The organism is Ectopseudomonas composti (genome assembly GCF_900115475.1).
GTDB lineage: Bacteria > Pseudomonadota > Gammaproteobacteria > Pseudomonadales > Pseudomonadaceae > Aquipseudomonas > Aquipseudomonas composti.
The window spans coordinates 343,870-359,686 of sequence record NZ_FOWP01000004.1 but is presented as its reverse complement, the minus strand read 5'-3'; the positions used below and the strand labels follow the sequence as shown (position 1 = coordinate 359,686).

Sequence of the window (15,817 nt, the reverse complement as noted above, 5' to 3'; positions counted from 1 at the left end):
CTGTGCCCGCTGCAGTCGGCTGCGGTATACTGCCGCGCCTTTTTGGGCGGCTCTGAGAATATCGTCAAGGTGATTTTCAGAGATGCCCTTCCGCCGTTGCGCCGGGTCGTTGTCCGGCGCTTCCTTGTTGATGTTCCCTGATAGAGGAGCGCCCCAATGACCGTGATCAAGCAGGACGACCTGATTCAGAGCGTTGCCGACGCACTGCAGTTCATCTCCTATTACCACCCCGTCGACTTCATCCAGGCGATGCACGAGGCCTATCTGAAGGAAGAGTCGCCGGCCGCCAAGGACTCCATGGCGCAGATTCTGATCAACTCGCGCATGTGTGCCACCGGCCATCGCCCGATCTGCCAGGACACCGGCATCGTCACCGTATTCATCAAGGTCGGTATGGACGTGCGCTGGGACGGCGCCACCATGAGCGTCGACGACATGATCAACGAGGGCGTGCGTCGCGCCTACAACCTGCCTGAGAACGTTCTGCGCGCCTCGATTCTGGCCGACCCGGCCGGTGCCCGCAAGAACACCAAGGACAACACCCCGGCAGTGATCCACTACTCCATCGTCCCCGGCGACAAGGTGGAAGTGGACGTTGCAGCCAAGGGCGGCGGTTCCGAGAACAAGTCGAAGATGGCCATGCTCAACCCGTCCGACTCGATCGTCGACTGGGTGCTGAAGACCGTGCCGACCATGGGTGCTGGCTGGTGCCCGCCGGGCATGCTCGGCATCGGCATCGGCGGCACTGCCGAGAAGGCAGCAGTGATGGCCAAGGAAGTGCTGATGGAGCACATCGACATCCACGAACTGCAGGCCCGTGGCCCGCAGAACCGTATCGAGGAGCTGCGCCTGGAGCTGTTCGAAAAGGTCAACCAGCTGGGTATCGGCGCCCAGGGCCTGGGTGGCCTGACCACCGTGCTCGACGTCAAGATCATGGATTACCCGACCCATGCCGCATCCTTGCCGGTGTGCATGATCCCCAACTGCGCCGCCACCCGTCACGCCCACTTCGTGCTCGACGGCTCCGGCCCGGCCGAACTGGAAGCGCCGGATCTGGACGCCTATCCGGAAATCGTCTGGGAAGCCGGCCCGAGCGCGCGTCGCGTCGACCTCGACACCCTCACCCCGGAAGACGTGCAGAGCTGGAAGCCGGGCGAGACCGTGCTGCTCAACGGCAAGATGCTCACCGGCCGCGACGCTGCGCACAAGCGCATGGTCGACATGCTGAACAAGGGCGAGCAACTGCCGGTGGACCTGAAAGGTCGCTTCATCTATTACGTCGGCCCGGTCGATCCGGTCGGTGACGAAGTAGTTGGCCCGGCTGGCCCGACCACCGCCACGCGGATGGACAAGTTCACCCGTCAGATCCTCGAGCAGACCGGCCTGCTGGGCATGATCGGCAAGTCCGAGCGCGGCCCGATCGCCATCGACGCGATCAAGGACAACAAGGCCGTGTACCTGATGGCCGTCGGCGGTGCTGCCTACCTGGTAGCCCAGGCGATCAAGAAGTCGAAGGTGCTGGCCTTCGAAGAACTCGGTATGGAAGCCATCTACGAGTTCGACGTGAAGGACATGCCGGTGACCGTTGCGGTCGACACCAACGGTGAGTCGGTGCACATCACAGGGCCTGCAATCTGGAACAAGAAGATCGCCGAAAGCCTGGCGGTGGAAGTGAAGTAAGCGTCAACGCTGCAAAGCAGAAGCCCGGCCATGTGCCGGGCTTTTGCGTTCTCAGGACATGAATCCGTAACCCGTCAGGCGCTCTGCAACAGCTGCCGGCCACGCGCCAGGTAACTGTCCATCTCCGCCTCCGGCACCATGCTGCCGCCGGTCGCCCATACCAGATGGGTCGCCTGCAACATATGCAGCGGCGTCAGGCCCATGCGCTGGCGATAGCCCTGCTGCTCGCCGAGCACACGCAGCACACCTGGCATGCCGGCCAGGGCCGACGGTTCCAGGCGCTGACCTTCACTGCGCTCCAGCAATGCCAGGTAGCGGAACAGCTGTTCGTCGCTGACCGTGTAATAACCATCGATCAGACGCTGCATGGCGCGGCCAACGAAACCGGACGGCCGCCCTACGGCAAGTCCGTCGGCAGCCGTGCGGTTGTCGATGCCGAAATCCTGCACCGCCAGTTCCTCATGTCGGCCTGTGTGCACGCCGAGCAGCATGCACGGCGAATGCGTCGGTTCGGCGAACAGGCAGTGCACCGCGTCGCCGAACGCCAGCTTCAGCCCGAACGCCACACCACCCGGCCCGCCGCCCACGCCACAAGGTAGATAAACGAACAGCGGATGCTCGGCATCGACCACAACGCGGGCTGCCGCCAGCTGCTGCTTGAGACGTTCGCCGGCCACCGCATAGCCGAGGAACAGGTGCCTGGAATTCTCGTCATCGACGAAGTGGCAGCGCGCGTCGGCCTCGGCCTGGCGCCGCCCCTGCTCCACCGCGACGCTGTAATCGCTGGCGTACTCGACCACCGTCACGCCATGGGCACGCAGCTTGTCCTTCTTCCATTGGCGCGCATCGGCGGACATATGCACTGTGGCCTGGAAGCCTAGACGCGCACTGATGATGCCGATGGACAGCCCGAGATTGCCGGTGGACCCCACCGCCACCTGATAGCCACCGAAGAAAGCGCGCATCTCCTCGCTGTCGAGGCAGGCGTAATCGTCGTCGAGGCTCAGCAGCCCGGCAGCCAGTGCCAGGTCCTCGGCGTGCTTGAGCACCTCGTAGATACCGCCACGGGCCTTGATCGAACCGGAAATGGGCAGGTGGCTGTCGCGCTTGAGCCACAGGGCACCGATCTCGTCCCCGACCTGGGCCTCCTCACTGAGCAGCGCGCGCATCTGCGGCAGGGGCAGAATGTCCGACTCGATGATCCCGCCACTGGCGGCCGTGTGCGGGAACACGCGAGCCAGATAAGGCGCGAAACGCTCCAGGCGCGCACTGGCACCGGCCACGTCCGCGGCGCTCACGCCCACATCGCCCAGTGCCTCGCTGACGGGCGCCACGGCGGGGTTGAACCAACTGGTTTCACGCAGGGCGATCAGCTCGTCGAGCAGCGGATAGTGCGCGCGCCACTGGGCGAGCGACTGACCAAGGATCATCGGCAGTTTCCTCATTGCAGGCCGTTAACAGCGGCCATTAGATGACGCCCGCCGCCATCTGGCAAAGGCCGTGAGCGGCAGGCAAGCGGAACGATACCTGCCAAGACGTGGCCTAACCGGGAAACCGCCAAGGAGTTGCCATGACCTTTTCCATCGTTGCCCGCTGCCCGCGCAGCGGACAGTTCGGCGTCGCCGCCGCCACCGCGATGCCCGCCGTCGGTAAACTGCTCAGCCATGCCGCCGCTGGAGCAGGAGCGGTGGCGACCCAGGCTCAGGTCAACCCCTACCTGGGCCTGGATGGCCTGGTACTGCTGCGTCAGGGGTTATCGGCGAAACAAGCGCTGGAGCGGCTCAAAGACACCGACCCGTGCATGGAGCTGCGCCAATGCGCGCTGATCGACGCTCAGGGCGACAGCCTGTGCTGGACCGGCGATAAGTGCCTGCCCTGGGCCGGCTCGCTGAGCGGCGAGCAGTTTTCCGTACAGGGCAATCGCCTGGTCGGGCCACAGGTGCTGGACGCCGTGGCCGAAGCCTTCCGCCACGCGGAGACACGCCCACTGATCGAGCGCCTGATCGAAGCCCTGGACGCTGGCGACCGCTGCGGCGGCGACCGGCATGGCGAATCCTCCGCAGTGATCTATGTGGTCGATCAAGAGGAGTATCCGCTGTGGGATATCCGCGTCGACCATCACCTCGACCCGGTGGCCGAACTACGCCGCCTGCACAAGGTGTTCGCCCGTGAAGTGCTACCGGAGATCCTCGCGATGCCGACACGCGACAATCCGGCGGGCCTGGCGGCGGAAGATTCGGTTTAACGCGCCGCCGTACCGAAGCGCCGCCGATAATCGCCAGGCGACAACCCCACCAGGCGGGTGAATACTTTACGAAACGCACCACTGTCGCCATACCCCACCTGCCAGGCCACCTGCTCGATGCTCTGGCGGCTGAACTCAAGCAGCTCGCGCGCCTTGCTGACACGCAACTGCTGGCAGTACTCGGTCGGTTTCATGTCGGTGGCTGCGCGAAATCGGCGCAGGAACGTACGCTCACCCAAGCCCGCACGAGCGGCCATGTCGGCCAGGCTCACCTCCTCGCCAGCCTGCCCCGGAAGCCAGCGCTGCACGGCCAGCACTGCCGCGTCACCATGGTCAAGGCTGGGCGCGAAGCTGCTGAAATGCCGCTGCGACTCACGGTTCAAATCGACGACCAGAAAACGCGCGGTCTCCGCCGCAATGGTCGGCCCCATCAGGCGCGTCACCAGCGCCAGCCCAAGATCGGTCCAGGCCATCAGGCCACCGGCAGTGATCAGATCACCGTCGTCGATGACCATGCGCTCGGGAAGTACCTGGACGAGCGGGAAGCGAGCCGCCATCTGCGCGGCCAACGCCCAGTGGGTGGTTACCGTACGGCCATCGAGCAAGCCGGCCTCGGCCAATGCGAACGCCCCGACGCAGACCGACGCCAGCAGCACACCCGCGCCATGCCGTTCACGCAGCCAGTCGCGATAGCAGACGGCGAGCGGCTGGTCGGCATCGCCATCCAGACAGGGCGGCAGAATCACCACCTGCGGCGCCCCCTCATCCTGCGGCAAGCTGTCGAACACCCGTCGCACGCTTCCTGCCTCATTGGCCTGCCAGTGACTGATACGCAGCCGCGGCAGCCCCTGGCGCTCCTGCCCCGCCGCCATCCGGTTGGCCACACTGAACAGGTCCCCCAGCCCATGCACCGCAGCGAGCTGCGCACCGGGGTAGAGCAATAGTCCGATCTCCAGACAGCGCTCGCTCATTGTCAGTTTTTCCCCGCAGATTGTCGGTCCCGCCCATCCTCGCGAATGCGCCAGGGCGATAAGGTGTGTGTCACATCATCCCACGGAGAACACCATGAGCAAGCGCGCCCTGATTCTGATCGACATCCAGAACGACTATTTCGAAGGCGGCAAATGGGAGCTCGACGCCATGCACATCGCTGCCACCAACGCCACCTCTGTCCTGGCGGCAGCACGCACAGCAGGCGACAAGGTGATCCACGTGCGCCATGAGTTCGAGAGCGACGAGGCGCCCTTCTTCGCACCTGGCAGCACCGGCGCGCGCATCCATTCCCAGGTACAGCCATTGCCGGACGAGTCGGTGGTGCTCAAGCACCAGGTCAACGCCTTTCTCGGCACCGACCTCAAGGCTCAACTCGACGCCGCCGGTATCGAGCAGGTGACGCTGGTCGGCGCCATGAGTCATATGTGCATCGACGCCGCAGCCCGCGCCAGCAGCGACTTCGGCTATGCCGCCACGGTCATTCACGATGCCTGCGCGACGCGCGACCAGGAATTCGAGGGGCAATCGATTCCGGCCGCCCAGGTGCATGCCGCCTATATGGCCGCACTGGCCTTCGCCTATGCGAACGTGGTTTCGACCGAGCAGTATCTGGCCGGCTGAATCAGCTGGCGCCGAAGCGCTGCAGTTGCATCTCGCGCAGGCGGCTCAGCGTGCGCCGGAAGGCGAAGCCGAGATAACCCTGGGTGTAGAGTTCATCCAGCGCCACCTCGGCCTCGATATACAGCGGCACACGACGGTCGTAGCACTCGTCGACCAGGGCAATGAAACGCCGCACCGCATCGTCGTTGCGCGACAGCGCCGGCAACTGCCGATCTCCGGCATCGACCCGCTCGGCACCATCTTCGGTGCCACGGGCGATGCGCCCTTCGCGCTGCTCGCCGCCAAGACAGGGCACTTCGCCGAGCAGGATGGCCGGGAAGCGCTCGCACAATTCGATGAAATCCACCGCCGCCAATGGCTGCTCGCACAAAGCGCTGAACCGGCACCACAGCGCTGCCGAGCTGTGGCCGAGGGTCGCAACGCTGCGATGGGCCAGCGCCACGGGCTCACGGCTAACGACCTGCCCCTCGCTCAAACGAGCGAACAGCTCACCCAAGGCTTGCGGCTGTCGAACCCAATAGCGTTGAACCTCGGCACCGGGATGCAGGCGATGATCCTGTTCGCCGTCCACGGCAACGACCTGCATATGCATCTGGAGCGCAGCGATGGCCGGCAGGAAGCGCTCGCGGTTGTAGCCCTCGGCGTAGAGCTGATCCGGCGGCTGATTGGAGGTCGACACCAACACCACGCCCTGCTCCATCACCAGGCTGAGCAGGCGGCCGAGCAGCATGGCATCACCAATGTCGCTGACGAACAGCTCGTCGAAGCACAGCACACGTACCTCGCGCCCCAGTTCCTCGGCCAACAGGCGTAGCGGGTCGGCTTTGCCAGTCAACTGGAACTGCCGACGATGCACCCATTGCATGAAGTGATGGAAATGCTGGCGCCGCGCCGGCACCCGCAGAGCGTTGTAAAAGCTGTCCATCAGCCAGGTTTTGCCACGGCCGACCGGCCCCCAGAGATAGACGCCGAGCGGCCGTTCGCCACGCTGCACGGCCTCAAAACACCGTTGCAACGCCTCGACCGCATGGCGCTGGGCGGCATCAACCACGAAGCCGGCGGCGAGCGCTCGCTCGTAGGCGGCCTGCGGCGAATCGAGCGGCGCATGCATCGAGGTCAACGCAGCACCAACCGGCCGTCATCGAACTGCCGCGGCCAGTCACGGCGGGTGAACACTTGGCCTTGCTCGCGCACGCGACGCACTTCATCCAGATCCAGCTCGCAAATCAGCCAGTGGCTGTGGGTGGGGCACAGCTCCTCACTCTCGGCGACGATACCGCTGGCCGGCATGCCGTAGTCCGATGGCACGTACAGCGAGGCGCGGCCATAGCCTTCGTCGAGCGATGGCGACCAGGGCGCCAGGCCGACGGTGGGCGAATGCAGCACGGCGATCTGGTTCTCCAGCGCACGGGCCTGAGCGCCAATGCGCACGCGGTGAAAACCAGCCACGGTGTCGGTGCAACTGGGGGCGAGGATCAGATCGACGCCCGCCTCGGCAAGGGTATGCGCCAGCAGCGGAAACTCGTTGTCGTAGCAGATCAGGATGCCCAGCTTGCCCAGCGCCGTGTCGAAAACCTTGAGGCCGCTGCCCGCCGCGATGTGCCACTGCTCCACTTCGAAGCGGGTCATGATCAACTTGTCCTGAGAGCCCAGGCAGCCGTCCGGGCCGAACAACCAGGCACGATTGCGGTAAATGCCGTCATCATCCAGCACCGCCACGGAACCGGGCTGCAGGTAGATTTTCAGCCGCCGCGCCAAGCTCTCGCACAACGCCAGCCAGCGTGGCAGCAGCGGCTGGATGCCGGCGATGGAACCGTGCAGGTCGCCACGCTCGGCTTCCGGCAACTGGCCGGTCAGCACCAGGCCGGCGTACTCCGGCAGCAGTAACAGGTCGGCGCCCCGCCCGGCTGCGTCCTCGCACAGCGAGGTCAAGTGCTCGGCGTAGGCGTCCCAGGTGGTGAATAGGTCGATGTGGTACTGGCAGGCGGCGACCTTGATCATACGGCAAGCTCCTTCAACCAGAACGACATGGGTTTGGCCGACTCCTCGGCTTCGTCCAGATCGCGCCAGTGGTAATGGGTGTGCAATTCGGGATAATGACGGTAGCCACGGCGCGTCCAGAACGCGTCCAGCGGCTGGTAGTCGGCGGGCCGGCGTGGGTGGTCGAGCGGGCGCTGCACAGCGCAGAACGCGCACCAGTCGAAGCGGCCCAGCGCAAGCGCATGGGCCTCGCGCTCGGCGAAAAAGCGCACACCCAAACCCCGCTCGCGCCAGGCTGGCAAAACCACCGACTCGGCGCAGTAGAAGACTCGCGCCGGGTTCCAGCCCGCAGCGATGAACGGCTGCTGAAATTCCTCGGTTTCATCGGCCAGTGGCAGCGCCGTGGACGCACCAACCACACGGCCCTGGTCACGTACCAGCACGCACAGGCTATCGGCACTGCGCACGTAGGTGGCCAGGTACTCGGCCTCGTAGTCGAGGTTGCCGTCGTAGAGATAGGGAAACTCGCGGAATACCTGGATGCGCAGGCGCGCCAGGTCGTCGATATGGGGTTCGATCTCCGCCCCCCGGAGCAGCCGGATATCCATTGCAGTCGCTCGCCAGCAACAGGGTGGCGCCGGTAGCTATACCAGCAGTAAACGGTGAACTTATCATGCGGGCCAACGAACCACTAACCACGCTACGAAAGGAACTTAGCCATGACCGCCACCGAACTGGTTCAGGCCTACTACACCGCCTTCAACGCCGGCGACATGCCCGCCTTCCTCGACCTGCTGACAGACGACGTGGTGCACGACATCAACCAGGGCGAACGCGAGATCGGCAAGGCCACCTTCGCCGCCTTCATGGACAAGATGAACCGCTGCTACCGCGAACGCCTCACCGACATCGTGGTGATGCAGAACGCCGATGGCAGTCGCGCCGCCGCCGAGTTCGTGGTGCACGGCGAATACCTGGCCGACGACGAAGGCCTGCCGCCCGCCAATGGCCAGACCTACGTGCTGCCGGCCGGAGCTTTCTTCGCGATCAAGAACGGCAAAGTGGCGCGCATCAGCAACTACTACAACCTCAATGACTGGGTTGCGCAGGTGGGCTGAAAAGCACACAAGGCACGTGGGCGCCCATCTGCGGGCGCCCGAAACATTCTGCAAAGGCTTAATACAGCGTTAAGCCACCCCCTCACACAATTGGCCCCAGGTTCATCACCGAGGTTCCGAGCATGGAACTACCCTGGGCGCATCATGATCGTCCCGTTGCCCGAATCGGGCGCGGCGATAGTTACGAACTCCACCTGGCTTCTCTCAACAGCGCCCGTCGCGTTGCCCTGGAGCAGTTCATCCGCCAGCGCTTCGAGTTGCAGCACGGCGCACGCATCCGCCACTTCATGCCTTGCCTGTTCGGCTTGGAAAACCAGACCGGCCAGTTGCTTGGCGCGGTGGGCGTACGCAGCGGCAACAGCGGCCCATTGTTTCTCGAGCGTTATCTGGACGAGCCGATCCAGGCTGCCATCGGCGCGCGCCTGGGCAACAGCGAGCCTGGCCGTGGTGAGCTGGTGGAAGTGGGCAACATGGCCGCCGATAGCCCTGGCGCGGCGCGCCTGCTGATCGTCGCCCTGACCGATCTGCTGGTGGCCATGGGTTTTCGTTGGGTCACCTTCACCGGCACGCCGACGCTGCTCAACAGTTTCCAGCGTCTGGGCCTGACACCCATCGCCCTCGGTGAAGCCGATCCGGCGCGCATGGGCGATGAGTTGGCCGACTGGGGCAGTTACTACGACAACCGCCCGTTGGTCATGGCCGGCGACATTCATGGCGGCCACCAGCGTCTGCTGCAGCTGGGTGCCTATCCGCGCCTCGGTCATCAACCGCTCTATGCCCTGGAGGACATGCCCAATGTGGTCTGCAGCTGAATCCTTGTTCGCCCGCCTGGGCGAGTTCGGCCCGCACATCGCCCTGGCCGAAGGCGAACGCACCTTGACCTATGCCGAACTGCTCGGCGCGGTCGCGGCGCGTGGCAGGCACTTGCGTGCACTCGGCGCCCATCGCGTGGCGCTGGCCCTGGACAACGGCATCGACTGGGTGCTGTGGGACCTGGCGGCACTGCACGCTGGTCTGGTTTGCGTACCGGTGCCAGCGTTCTTCTCTGCCGACCAGCAGCGCCATGTGCTCGACAGTGCCGGCATCGACTGCCTGATCGGCACACGCGCACCTGGCTTCGCGACCGTGGAGGCCGATATCCATCGCCGCTCGGTGGCGCAACCTGCGGCGCTGCACCAGAACACCTGCAAGATCACCTATACCTCCGGCACCACCGGCCAGCCCAAGGGCGTGTGCCTGGATCTGGAGACGCAGCTGGCAGTGGCCGACAGCCTGGTCAAGGCCAGCGTCAGCCGCAAAGTACAGCGGCACCTGTGCATCCTGCCGCTGGCGACCCTGCTGGAAAACATCGCCGGCGTTTACGCGCCGCTGATGGCCGGCGCCCGGATCGAGCTGATGCCCATGGCGCAAATCGGCCTGACCGGGGCCAGCGGCTTCGATCTAGCACGCTTTCTCCAGGCGCTGCATGCCGCTCAGCCGCACAGTCTGATCCTGCTGCCGCAATTGCTGCTGGCGCTGGTCAGCGCTGGCGAACGCAAGTTGCCGGTGCCGACCTCGCTACGTTTCGTCGCCGTCGGTGGCGGCCGGGTATCCGCACAATTGCTGGAGCGGGCTGACGCGTTAGGTCTTCCGATCTTCGAGGGTTACGGGCTGTCCGAGTGCGCCTCGGTGGTGTGCCTGAACACGCCCGAGCAGCGCCGCATCGGCAGCACCGGCCAGCCGCTTGGCCATCTGCAGGTGACCCTGGCAGCCGACGGCGAAGTGCTGGTCAAGGGCGCCCGCATGCTCGGTTACCTCGGTGAACCGGCGCCGCAAGGCGAATGGCTGGGCACCGGCGACCTCGGTCATTTCGAGCACGGTTTCCTGGTGCTGCACGGGCGCAAGAAACATCAGTTCATCACCGCCTTCGGGCGCAACGTCAACCCAGAATGGGTCGAGTCCGAGCTGGTGCAACAGCTGCCCATCGCCCAGGCCTGGCTGCACGGCGAGGCGTTGCCGGCCAACGTCGCGGTGCTGGTGCCGCGCTTCGCCAATACCCCCGATGCGCAGCTGCAGGCGGCCGTGGACGCCGTCAATCACGGCCTGCCGGACTACGCCCGTGTGCATCACTGGCTGCGCGCCGATGCCCCTTTCAACGCGAGCAACGACCTGGCCACGGCCAACGGTCGCCTACGCCGCGTCGCCCTGTTCAATCATTACCAAAGCGCCATCCATGACCTGGTGGCAGAAGGAGTACACGCATGAGTTTCTACGAATCCCTGCTGGCCCAGACCCAGGCCGAACGCGACTACCTGCTCGGCGCGCCGATCATCCAGCAGGCCATGACCGGTCAGGTCGCCCTGCGAAGCTACATTGCCTTCCTCACCGAGGCCTACCACCACGTCAAGCACACCGTACCGCTGCTGATGGCCTGTGGCGCACGCCTGCCGGAACGCCTGGAATGGCTGCGCGAAGCCATCGCCGAGTACATCGAGGAAGAAACCGGCCACCAGGAATGGGTACTCAATGACATCGGCGCCTGCGGTGCCGACAAGGAAGCGGTACGCCACGGCACCCCACACATGTCTACCGAACTGATGGTGGCCTATGTCTACGACCGCATCGCTCGGCACAACCCGGTGAGCTTCTTCGGCATGGTCAATGTGCTCGAAGGCACCAGCATTGCCCTGGCCACCCAGGCCGCCGGCATCATCCAGGACAAGCTGCAGCTGCCGAACAAGGCCTTCAGCTACCTCAACTCCCACGGCAGCCTGGACCTGGAGCACATCGAGTTCTTCAAGAAGCTGATGAACCAACTGGACAACGACGATGACAAGGCCGCCGTGGTGCATACCGCCAAGGTCGTCTACCGCCTGTACGGCGACATGTTCCGCAGCCTGCCGCTGTCGAGCGAGGAGTAAGGTCATGCAACCGACGGATTGCCGTGCCCTGCTTACCGGCGCCAGTGGCGGCATCGGCCTGGCCCTGGCGCATCGTCTGGCCAGCGAAGGCGCTCATCTGCTGCTGGTGGGCCGTCGCCTGGAACCCCTGCAGCCGCTGCTGCAACGCTTCCCGCAGAACGTGCAACTGGTGCAAGCCGATATCGCCACCCGCAGCGGACGTGATGCACTGGTCGCCGCGGCGCAGAACTTCGGTGGGCTGAATTGCCTGATCAATGCGGCCGGGGTCAACCGCTTCGGCATGCTCGACCAGCAGGACGAGCAGCAGATCGCCGAGCTGATTGGCCTCAACGTCACCGCCACGCTGCAACTGACCCAACGCCTGCTGCCACTGCTACGTGCACAACGGCGCGCCCTGGTGATCAACGTCGGCTCGACCTTCGGCGCCATCGGCTATCCCGGCTTCGCCGCCTACTGCGCCAGCAAGTTTGCCCTGCGCGGCTTCTCCGAGGCGCTGCGCCGCGAACTGGCCGACACTCACGTACGCGTCCTGTATTTCGCACCACGGGCCACGCGGACCTCGATGAACGCGCCCAGCGTGGTGGCGATGAACGATGAACTCGGCGTGGCCATGGACGACCCCGCGCAGGTGGCAGAGGAGTTGCTCGACACCATCCGCCGCGAACAGGAAGAGCGTCACCTGGGCTGGCCAGAGCGCCTGTTCGTGCGTCTCAACGGCTTGTTGCCACGCGTGGTCGACCAGGCCCTGCGCAAACAATTGCCGATCATCCAACGCTTCGCCCGCAACAAACACTGAGGAGCTTGCCCATGAACCTATTTCGCACCCTGATCATCGCCACCCTAGGCCTCACCACCCTGCCCGCCTTCGCCCTCAGTGACAATGGCCAGGCTCAGTTGCAACAGTTGCAGGCACGCTGGGCCGAAATCAACTACCAGACGCCGGAGAAGCAGCGCGAAGAGGCCTTTGCCAAACTCGTCACCCAAGCCGACGCAGCGCTGGCCAACGAGCCCAAAGCCGCCGAACTGCTGATCTGGCGCGGCATCATCCTCAGCACCCAGGCCGGCGCCAAGGGTGGCCTCGGTGCTCTGGGCCTGGTCAAGCAAGCCAAGGCCAGCCTGGAGCAAGCCATGGCCATCGACCCGCAAGCACTGGCCGGTTCGGCCTATACCAGCCTTGGCAGCCTCTACTACCAGGTACCGGGTTGGCCGATCGGCTTTGGCGATGACGAACAGGCCGAGAAGATGCTGACCCAGGCCCTGGCCATCAACCCGGACGGACTCGACCCGAACTACTTCTACGGCGACTTCCTGCAGCGGCAGAAACGTTACGAGCAAGCCCGTGCGGCATTGGAGAAAGCCCTGGCTGCCAAGGATCGTCCTGGCCGCGAACTGGCCGACAAGGGCCGCCGCGCAGAAGCCACGGCGCTTTTGCAGCAAGTCGAGAGTAAACTCCAGTAACTCTAGGACGTATCCCTACAGGAGTTGCCATGCGCATTCTTCTCGTCGAAGACGATCAGGCACTGGGCGAAGGTATTCGCACTGCACTGAAACCCGAAGGCTACACCGTGGACTGGCTGCAGGACGGCGCCAGCGCGCTGCATGCGCTGAGCCACGAGAGTTTCGAGCTGGCCATTCTCGACCTCGGCCTGCCGCGCATGGATGGCCTGCAGGTGCTAAAGCACCTGCGCTCCAACGCCAATCCGGTGCCGGTGCTGGTGCTCACCGCGCGTGACGCCACCAGCGACCGCATCGCCGGCCTCGATGCCGGTGCCGACGACTACCTGATCAAGCCCTTCGATGTCGCCGAACTCAAGGCGCGCCTTCGCGCCTTGCTGCGGCGCAGTTTCCAGCGCCCGCAACCGGCGCTGGAATACCGCGGCATCAGCCTCGACCCGGCGAGCCAGGTGGTCGAGTACCAGGGCCAGACCATCAACCTGCCACGCAAGGAATTCCTCCTCCTGCACGAGTTGCTGATCCAGCCCGGTCGCGTGCTGACCCGCGACAAGCTGCAACAGGCGCTCTATGGCTGGGACGAGGAGGTGGAAAGCAACGCCCTGGAAGTGCACGTGCACCACCTGCGCAAGAAATTCTTCCCGGAGCTGATCCGCACGGTACGCGGCGTCGGTTATCTGGTGGACAAATGAGGTTGCTGAAAACCTTCGGCTCCATCCGCACCCGTCTGCTCGCCCTGCTTCTGCTGCTGGTTGCTGGCAGCTTCGGGTTGATCAGTCACAAGATCTACAACGACTCGGTGCACGAAGTACGCGAGCTGTTCGATGCTCAGCTGTCGCAGACTGCTCGCCTGCTCATGGGCCTGGTGCGCCATGACCTCAGCGAGACCGAACGCCGCGAGATGCAGGCAGTGCTCGACGAAGCCCTGCTGCTGCACAGCTCGCGCAACCCGGACAACCTGCTCGGCCACGAATACGAAGGCAAGCTGGCCTTCCAGATGCTCGACGACGATGGCGAGCTGCTGTTCCAGTCTGCCAGCGCGCCACCCGGTCTGCTCAACGACATGATCCAGCAGCTCGGCCTGGTATTGCCGGACAACGATCAGCCGATGCAGCAGCGCCTGGCGCAACTGGCCCGCTACCTGATCGGCTACCACACCCTGACCATTGGCGAACACAACTGGCGCGTATTCGTCCTGCATGACAGCCGCGATTACCACTGGGTGCTGGCCGGCGAGCGTGAGGACGTGCGCGGCGAGCTGATCGACAAGATCGCCAAACGCAGCCTGCAACCGCTGCTGATCGGCCTGCCCATCGTCGGCCTGCTGCTGTGGCTGACCGTGGGCTGGGGTTTATATCCGCTCAAGCGCATGGCCGATGCCATTCGCGGCCGCGCGCCGGACAACCTGGCGCCGCTGGTCTTCCCGCCGCTACCCAACGAACTGGAGCCGATGGCGGCGGCGCTGAACCGGCTGCTGATGCAGGTCAACCAGTTGCTCGAGCAGGAAAAGCGCTTCATCGCCGATGCCGCCCACGAGTTGCGCACGCCCCTGGCGGTGCTGCGTATCCATGCGCAGAACGCCCTGGAAGCACCCGACGCCGGCGACCGCGAAGAGGCATTAAAACAATTGGGTAACGGTGTCGACCGTGCCACCCGCGTGGTGACGCAGTTGTTGACCCTGGCGCGGCTGGACCCCAATGGCGTGCGCCTGAACATGGACGATCTGAACCTGCTGGCCTTCCTGCGCAGCGAACTGGCCGAGCTGACCCCGCTGGCACTCAATCGCGGCCAGGAGCTGATTCTCGAAGCTCAGGAGCCGGGCGACTATCACCTGCCAGCTGACGGCCCCAGCCTGGGCATCCTGTTGCAAAACCTGGTGAGCAATGCCGTGCAGTACACGCCCGACGGCGGCTGCATTCAGGTACAGCTGCAGGCCACGCCCATGGAACTGGTGCTGCAGGTGCTCGACAGTGGCCCCGGTGTGCCGGTGGAGTTGCGCGAGCGCTTGTTCGAGCGCTTCTTCCGCATTGGCGAAGGCCAGGGCGCCGGCCTGGGGCTGTCCATCGTGCGCCGCGTGGTCGAATTACATCAGGGCAGCATCGCTCTCGACGAATCACCGCTCGGCGGCCTGCGCGTCAGCGTGCGCCTGCCCAGGCGTATCAGCAGCGCTGCCTGATGGATCGGGATGGCTAGGCTGACGACTCAGCATAGCCATCCCCAATCAGCAGGATAGAGACAATCCGTTTTATCAATCGAAGCGTTTTTTCGATCATGCACGCCTGTTCACTCGCCACTACAGGAGCCAAACCGCATGAGCATGATCAAACGCCTCTTCCAGCAATCCCACCCTGCCCAGCAAGCAGATATCCCTAACGTGCAGGAGCATCCCAACTTCTGGATGTACCAGTGACTCAGCCGCTGGCCCCCACCACCCTCAGCGGCACCTGACGCCCGGCCTTTTGAGCCAGGTAGCGGGTGCAGCTGACGCGCAGGAACGAGGCGAAATTGACCACTTCGCCGCGAAAGTCCATGACCTCTTCGTAGAGTTTGGCGATCAGTTGGTTGGTGGTCATGCCATCGACCTCGGCGATCTCGCGCAGGATGTCCCAGAACTGATTCTCCAGGCGCAGCGTGGTCACCACGCCGCGGATGCGCAATGAGCGCGAACGCGATTCGTAGAGGATCGGGTCAGCCTTTACATAGAGTTCGCACATCGGTCGTGCTCCTGAGAACCTGTTCACGATCTGCTGCGCTTCGGCCCTACTGCGTTAAAAACAGGCTCGGGATGCTCATTTACAGCTCGTAAACTCCGCTTCCTCGCCTGTTTT

Annotated in this window: 17 protein-coding genes; 11 read left to right on the top strand and 6 right to left on the bottom strand. The window is 64.5% G+C overall.

Annotation, left to right across the window (positions count from 1 at the left end; all coding sequences use genetic code 11):
- Positions 1 to 156: 156 nt before the first annotated feature.
- Entirely contained in the window at positions 157 to 1,680 is a 1,524-nt protein-coding gene (locus tag BM059_RS10150) for a fumarate hydratase (RefSeq protein ID WP_037003292.1), read from the top strand.
- 74 nt (positions 1,681 to 1,754) lie between these two features.
- Here the strand turns inward: BM059_RS10150 and dsdA are convergent, their stop codons facing one another.
- Positions 1,755 to 3,110: a D-serine ammonia-lyase gene (gene dsdA, locus BM059_RS10145; protein WP_074938382.1), complete on the bottom strand. Its 1,356-nt coding sequence runs from the start codon at positions 3,108 to 3,110 to the stop codon at positions 1,755 to 1,757.
- A gap of 140 nt (positions 3,111 to 3,250) precedes the next feature.
- Here dsdA and BM059_RS10140 point away from each other — a divergent pair, with 140 nt between their 5' ends.
- Positions 3,251 to 3,925, top strand: coding sequence for a DUF1028 domain-containing protein (locus BM059_RS10140; protein WP_074938380.1), 675 nt, complete (start codon positions 3,251 to 3,253; stop codon positions 3,923 to 3,925).
- Here the strand turns inward: BM059_RS10140 and BM059_RS10135 are convergent.
- Positions 3,922 to 4,896, bottom strand: a complete 975-nt coding sequence (locus tag BM059_RS10135; RefSeq protein WP_074938378.1) for a GlxA family transcriptional regulator — start codon at positions 4,894 to 4,896, stop codon at positions 3,922 to 3,924. The genes BM059_RS10140 and BM059_RS10135 overlap by 4 nt on opposite strands.
- Before the next feature lie 94 nt (positions 4,897 to 4,990).
- Here BM059_RS10135 and BM059_RS10130 point away from each other — a divergent pair, with 94 nt between their 5' ends.
- Positions 4,991 to 5,539 carry a cysteine hydrolase family protein gene (locus BM059_RS10130; RefSeq protein WP_074938376.1) on the top strand — a complete coding sequence of 183 codons (549 nt, stop codon included), beginning with the start codon at positions 4,991 to 4,993 and terminating at the stop codon, positions 5,537 to 5,539.
- Position 5,540: 1 nt separating this feature from the next.
- Here the strand turns inward: BM059_RS10130 and zapE are convergent, their stop codons facing one another.
- The 3 genes from zapE to BM059_RS10115 are packed head-to-tail and all read right to left on the bottom strand — an operon-like array spanning position 5,541 to position 8,127.
- Positions 5,541 to 6,650 carry a cell division protein ZapE gene (gene zapE / locus BM059_RS10125; RefSeq protein ID WP_074938374.1) on the bottom strand — a complete coding sequence of 370 codons (1,110 nt, stop codon included), beginning with the start codon at positions 6,648 to 6,650 and terminating at the stop codon, positions 5,541 to 5,543.
- A gap of 5 nt (positions 6,651 to 6,655) precedes the next feature.
- On the bottom strand, positions 6,656 to 7,540 hold the full coding sequence (locus tag BM059_RS10120; RefSeq protein WP_074938372.1) for a carbon-nitrogen hydrolase family protein: 885 nt from the start codon (positions 7,538 to 7,540) through the stop codon (positions 6,656 to 6,658).
- Positions 7,537 to 8,127: a GNAT family N-acetyltransferase gene (locus tag BM059_RS10115; protein WP_074938370.1), complete on the bottom strand. Its 591-nt coding sequence runs from the start codon at positions 8,125 to 8,127 to the stop codon at positions 7,537 to 7,539. The genes BM059_RS10120 and BM059_RS10115 overlap by 4 nt, the downstream gene beginning before the upstream one ends.
- Positions 8,128 to 8,238: 111 nt before the next feature.
- On the opposite strand from BM059_RS10115, the gene BM059_RS10110 reads away from it, so the two are divergent.
- The 8 genes from BM059_RS10110 to BM059_RS10075 all read left to right on the top strand — a co-directional run bounded on the left by BM059_RS10110 (position 8,239) and on the right by BM059_RS10075 (position 15,165).
- On the top strand, positions 8,239 to 8,637 hold the full coding sequence (locus BM059_RS10110; RefSeq protein WP_074938368.1) for a nuclear transport factor 2 family protein: 399 nt from the start codon (positions 8,239 to 8,241) through the stop codon (positions 8,635 to 8,637).
- 122 nt (positions 8,638 to 8,759) lie between these two features.
- Positions 8,760 to 9,449: a thermostable hemolysin gene (locus BM059_RS10105; RefSeq protein WP_037003279.1), complete on the top strand. Its 690-nt coding sequence runs from the start codon at positions 8,760 to 8,762 to the stop codon at positions 9,447 to 9,449.
- Positions 9,433 to 10,881, top strand: coding sequence for an AMP-binding protein (locus BM059_RS10100; protein ID WP_074938366.1), 1,449 nt, complete (start codon positions 9,433 to 9,435; stop codon positions 10,879 to 10,881). Before BM059_RS10105 ends, BM059_RS10100 begins: the two co-directional genes overlap by 17 nt.
- Complete coding sequence (locus tag BM059_RS10095; RefSeq protein ID WP_074938364.1) at positions 10,878 to 11,537, top strand: iron-containing redox enzyme family protein; 660 nt, start codon at positions 10,878 to 10,880, stop codon at positions 11,535 to 11,537. Before BM059_RS10100 ends, BM059_RS10095 begins: the two co-directional genes overlap by 4 nt.
- Before the next feature lie 4 nt (positions 11,538 to 11,541).
- Positions 11,542 to 12,333, top strand: coding sequence for an SDR family oxidoreductase (locus BM059_RS10090; RefSeq protein WP_074938362.1), 792 nt, complete (start codon positions 11,542 to 11,544; stop codon positions 12,331 to 12,333).
- 11 nt (positions 12,334 to 12,344) lie between these two features.
- Positions 12,345 to 12,995, top strand: coding sequence for a tetratricopeptide repeat protein (locus BM059_RS10085; RefSeq protein ID WP_074938360.1), 651 nt, complete (start codon positions 12,345 to 12,347; stop codon positions 12,993 to 12,995).
- Positions 12,996 to 13,024: 29 nt separating this feature from the next.
- Complete coding sequence (locus tag BM059_RS10080; RefSeq protein ID WP_037003270.1) at positions 13,025 to 13,681, top strand: response regulator transcription factor; 657 nt, start codon at positions 13,025 to 13,027, stop codon at positions 13,679 to 13,681.
- On the top strand, positions 13,678 to 15,165 hold the full coding sequence (locus BM059_RS10075; protein ID WP_074938358.1) for an ATP-binding protein: 1,488 nt from the start codon (positions 13,678 to 13,680) through the stop codon (positions 15,163 to 15,165). The genes BM059_RS10080 and BM059_RS10075 overlap by 4 nt, the downstream gene beginning before the upstream one ends.
- Before the next feature lie 235 nt (positions 15,166 to 15,400).
- Here the strand turns inward: BM059_RS10075 and BM059_RS10070 are convergent, their stop codons facing one another.
- Positions 15,401 to 15,703 (bottom strand): ribbon-helix-helix domain-containing protein, encoded by a 303-nt coding sequence (locus BM059_RS10070; RefSeq protein ID WP_037003268.1) that lies wholly within the window; start codon positions 15,701 to 15,703, stop codon positions 15,401 to 15,403.
- Between the last annotated feature and the right edge of the window lie 114 nt (positions 15,704 to 15,817).

Coding starts and splice junctions, on each gene's coding strand:
- BM059_RS10085 (WP_074938360.1), top strand. CDS start 12,345: ATGAACCTATTTCGCACCCTGATCATCGCCACCCTAGGCCTCACCACC.
- BM059_RS10140 (WP_074938380.1), top strand. CDS start 3,251: ATGACCTTTTCCATCGTTGCCCGCTGCCCGCGCAGCGGACAGTTCGGC.
- BM059_RS10105 (WP_037003279.1), top strand. CDS start 8,760: ATGGAACTACCCTGGGCGCATCATGATCGTCCCGTTGCCCGAATCGGG.
- BM059_RS10095 (WP_074938364.1), top strand. CDS start 10,878: ATGAGTTTCTACGAATCCCTGCTGGCCCAGACCCAGGCCGAACGCGAC.
- BM059_RS10090 (WP_074938362.1), top strand. CDS start 11,542: ATGCAACCGACGGATTGCCGTGCCCTGCTTACCGGCGCCAGTGGCGGC.
- BM059_RS10100 (WP_074938366.1), top strand. CDS start 9,433: ATGTGGTCTGCAGCTGAATCCTTGTTCGCCCGCCTGGGCGAGTTCGGC.
- BM059_RS10135 (WP_074938378.1), bottom strand. CDS start 4,896: ATGAGCGAGCGCTGTCTGGAGATCGGACTATTGCTCTACCCCGGTGCG.
- zapE (WP_074938374.1), bottom strand. CDS start 6,650: ATGCATGCGCCGCTCGATTCGCCGCAGGCCGCCTACGAGCGAGCGCTC.
- BM059_RS10075 (WP_074938358.1), top strand. CDS start 13,678: ATGAGGTTGCTGAAAACCTTCGGCTCCATCCGCACCCGTCTGCTCGCC.
- dsdA (WP_074938382.1), bottom strand. CDS start 3,110: ATGATCCTTGGTCAGTCGCTCGCCCAGTGGCGCGCGCACTATCCGCTG.
- BM059_RS10150 (WP_037003292.1), top strand. CDS start 157: ATGACCGTGATCAAGCAGGACGACCTGATTCAGAGCGTTGCCGACGCA.
- BM059_RS10110 (WP_074938368.1), top strand. CDS start 8,239: ATGACCGCCACCGAACTGGTTCAGGCCTACTACACCGCCTTCAACGCC.
- BM059_RS10120 (WP_074938372.1), bottom strand. CDS start 7,540: ATGATCAAGGTCGCCGCCTGCCAGTACCACATCGACCTATTCACCACC.
- BM059_RS10115 (WP_074938370.1), bottom strand. CDS start 8,127: ATGGATATCCGGCTGCTCCGGGGGGCGGAGATCGAACCCCATATCGAC.
- BM059_RS10070 (WP_037003268.1), bottom strand. CDS start 15,703: ATGTGCGAACTCTATGTAAAGGCTGACCCGATCCTCTACGAATCGCGT.
- BM059_RS10080 (WP_037003270.1), top strand. CDS start 13,025: ATGCGCATTCTTCTCGTCGAAGACGATCAGGCACTGGGCGAAGGTATT.
- BM059_RS10130 (WP_074938376.1), top strand. CDS start 4,991: ATGAGCAAGCGCGCCCTGATTCTGATCGACATCCAGAACGACTATTTC.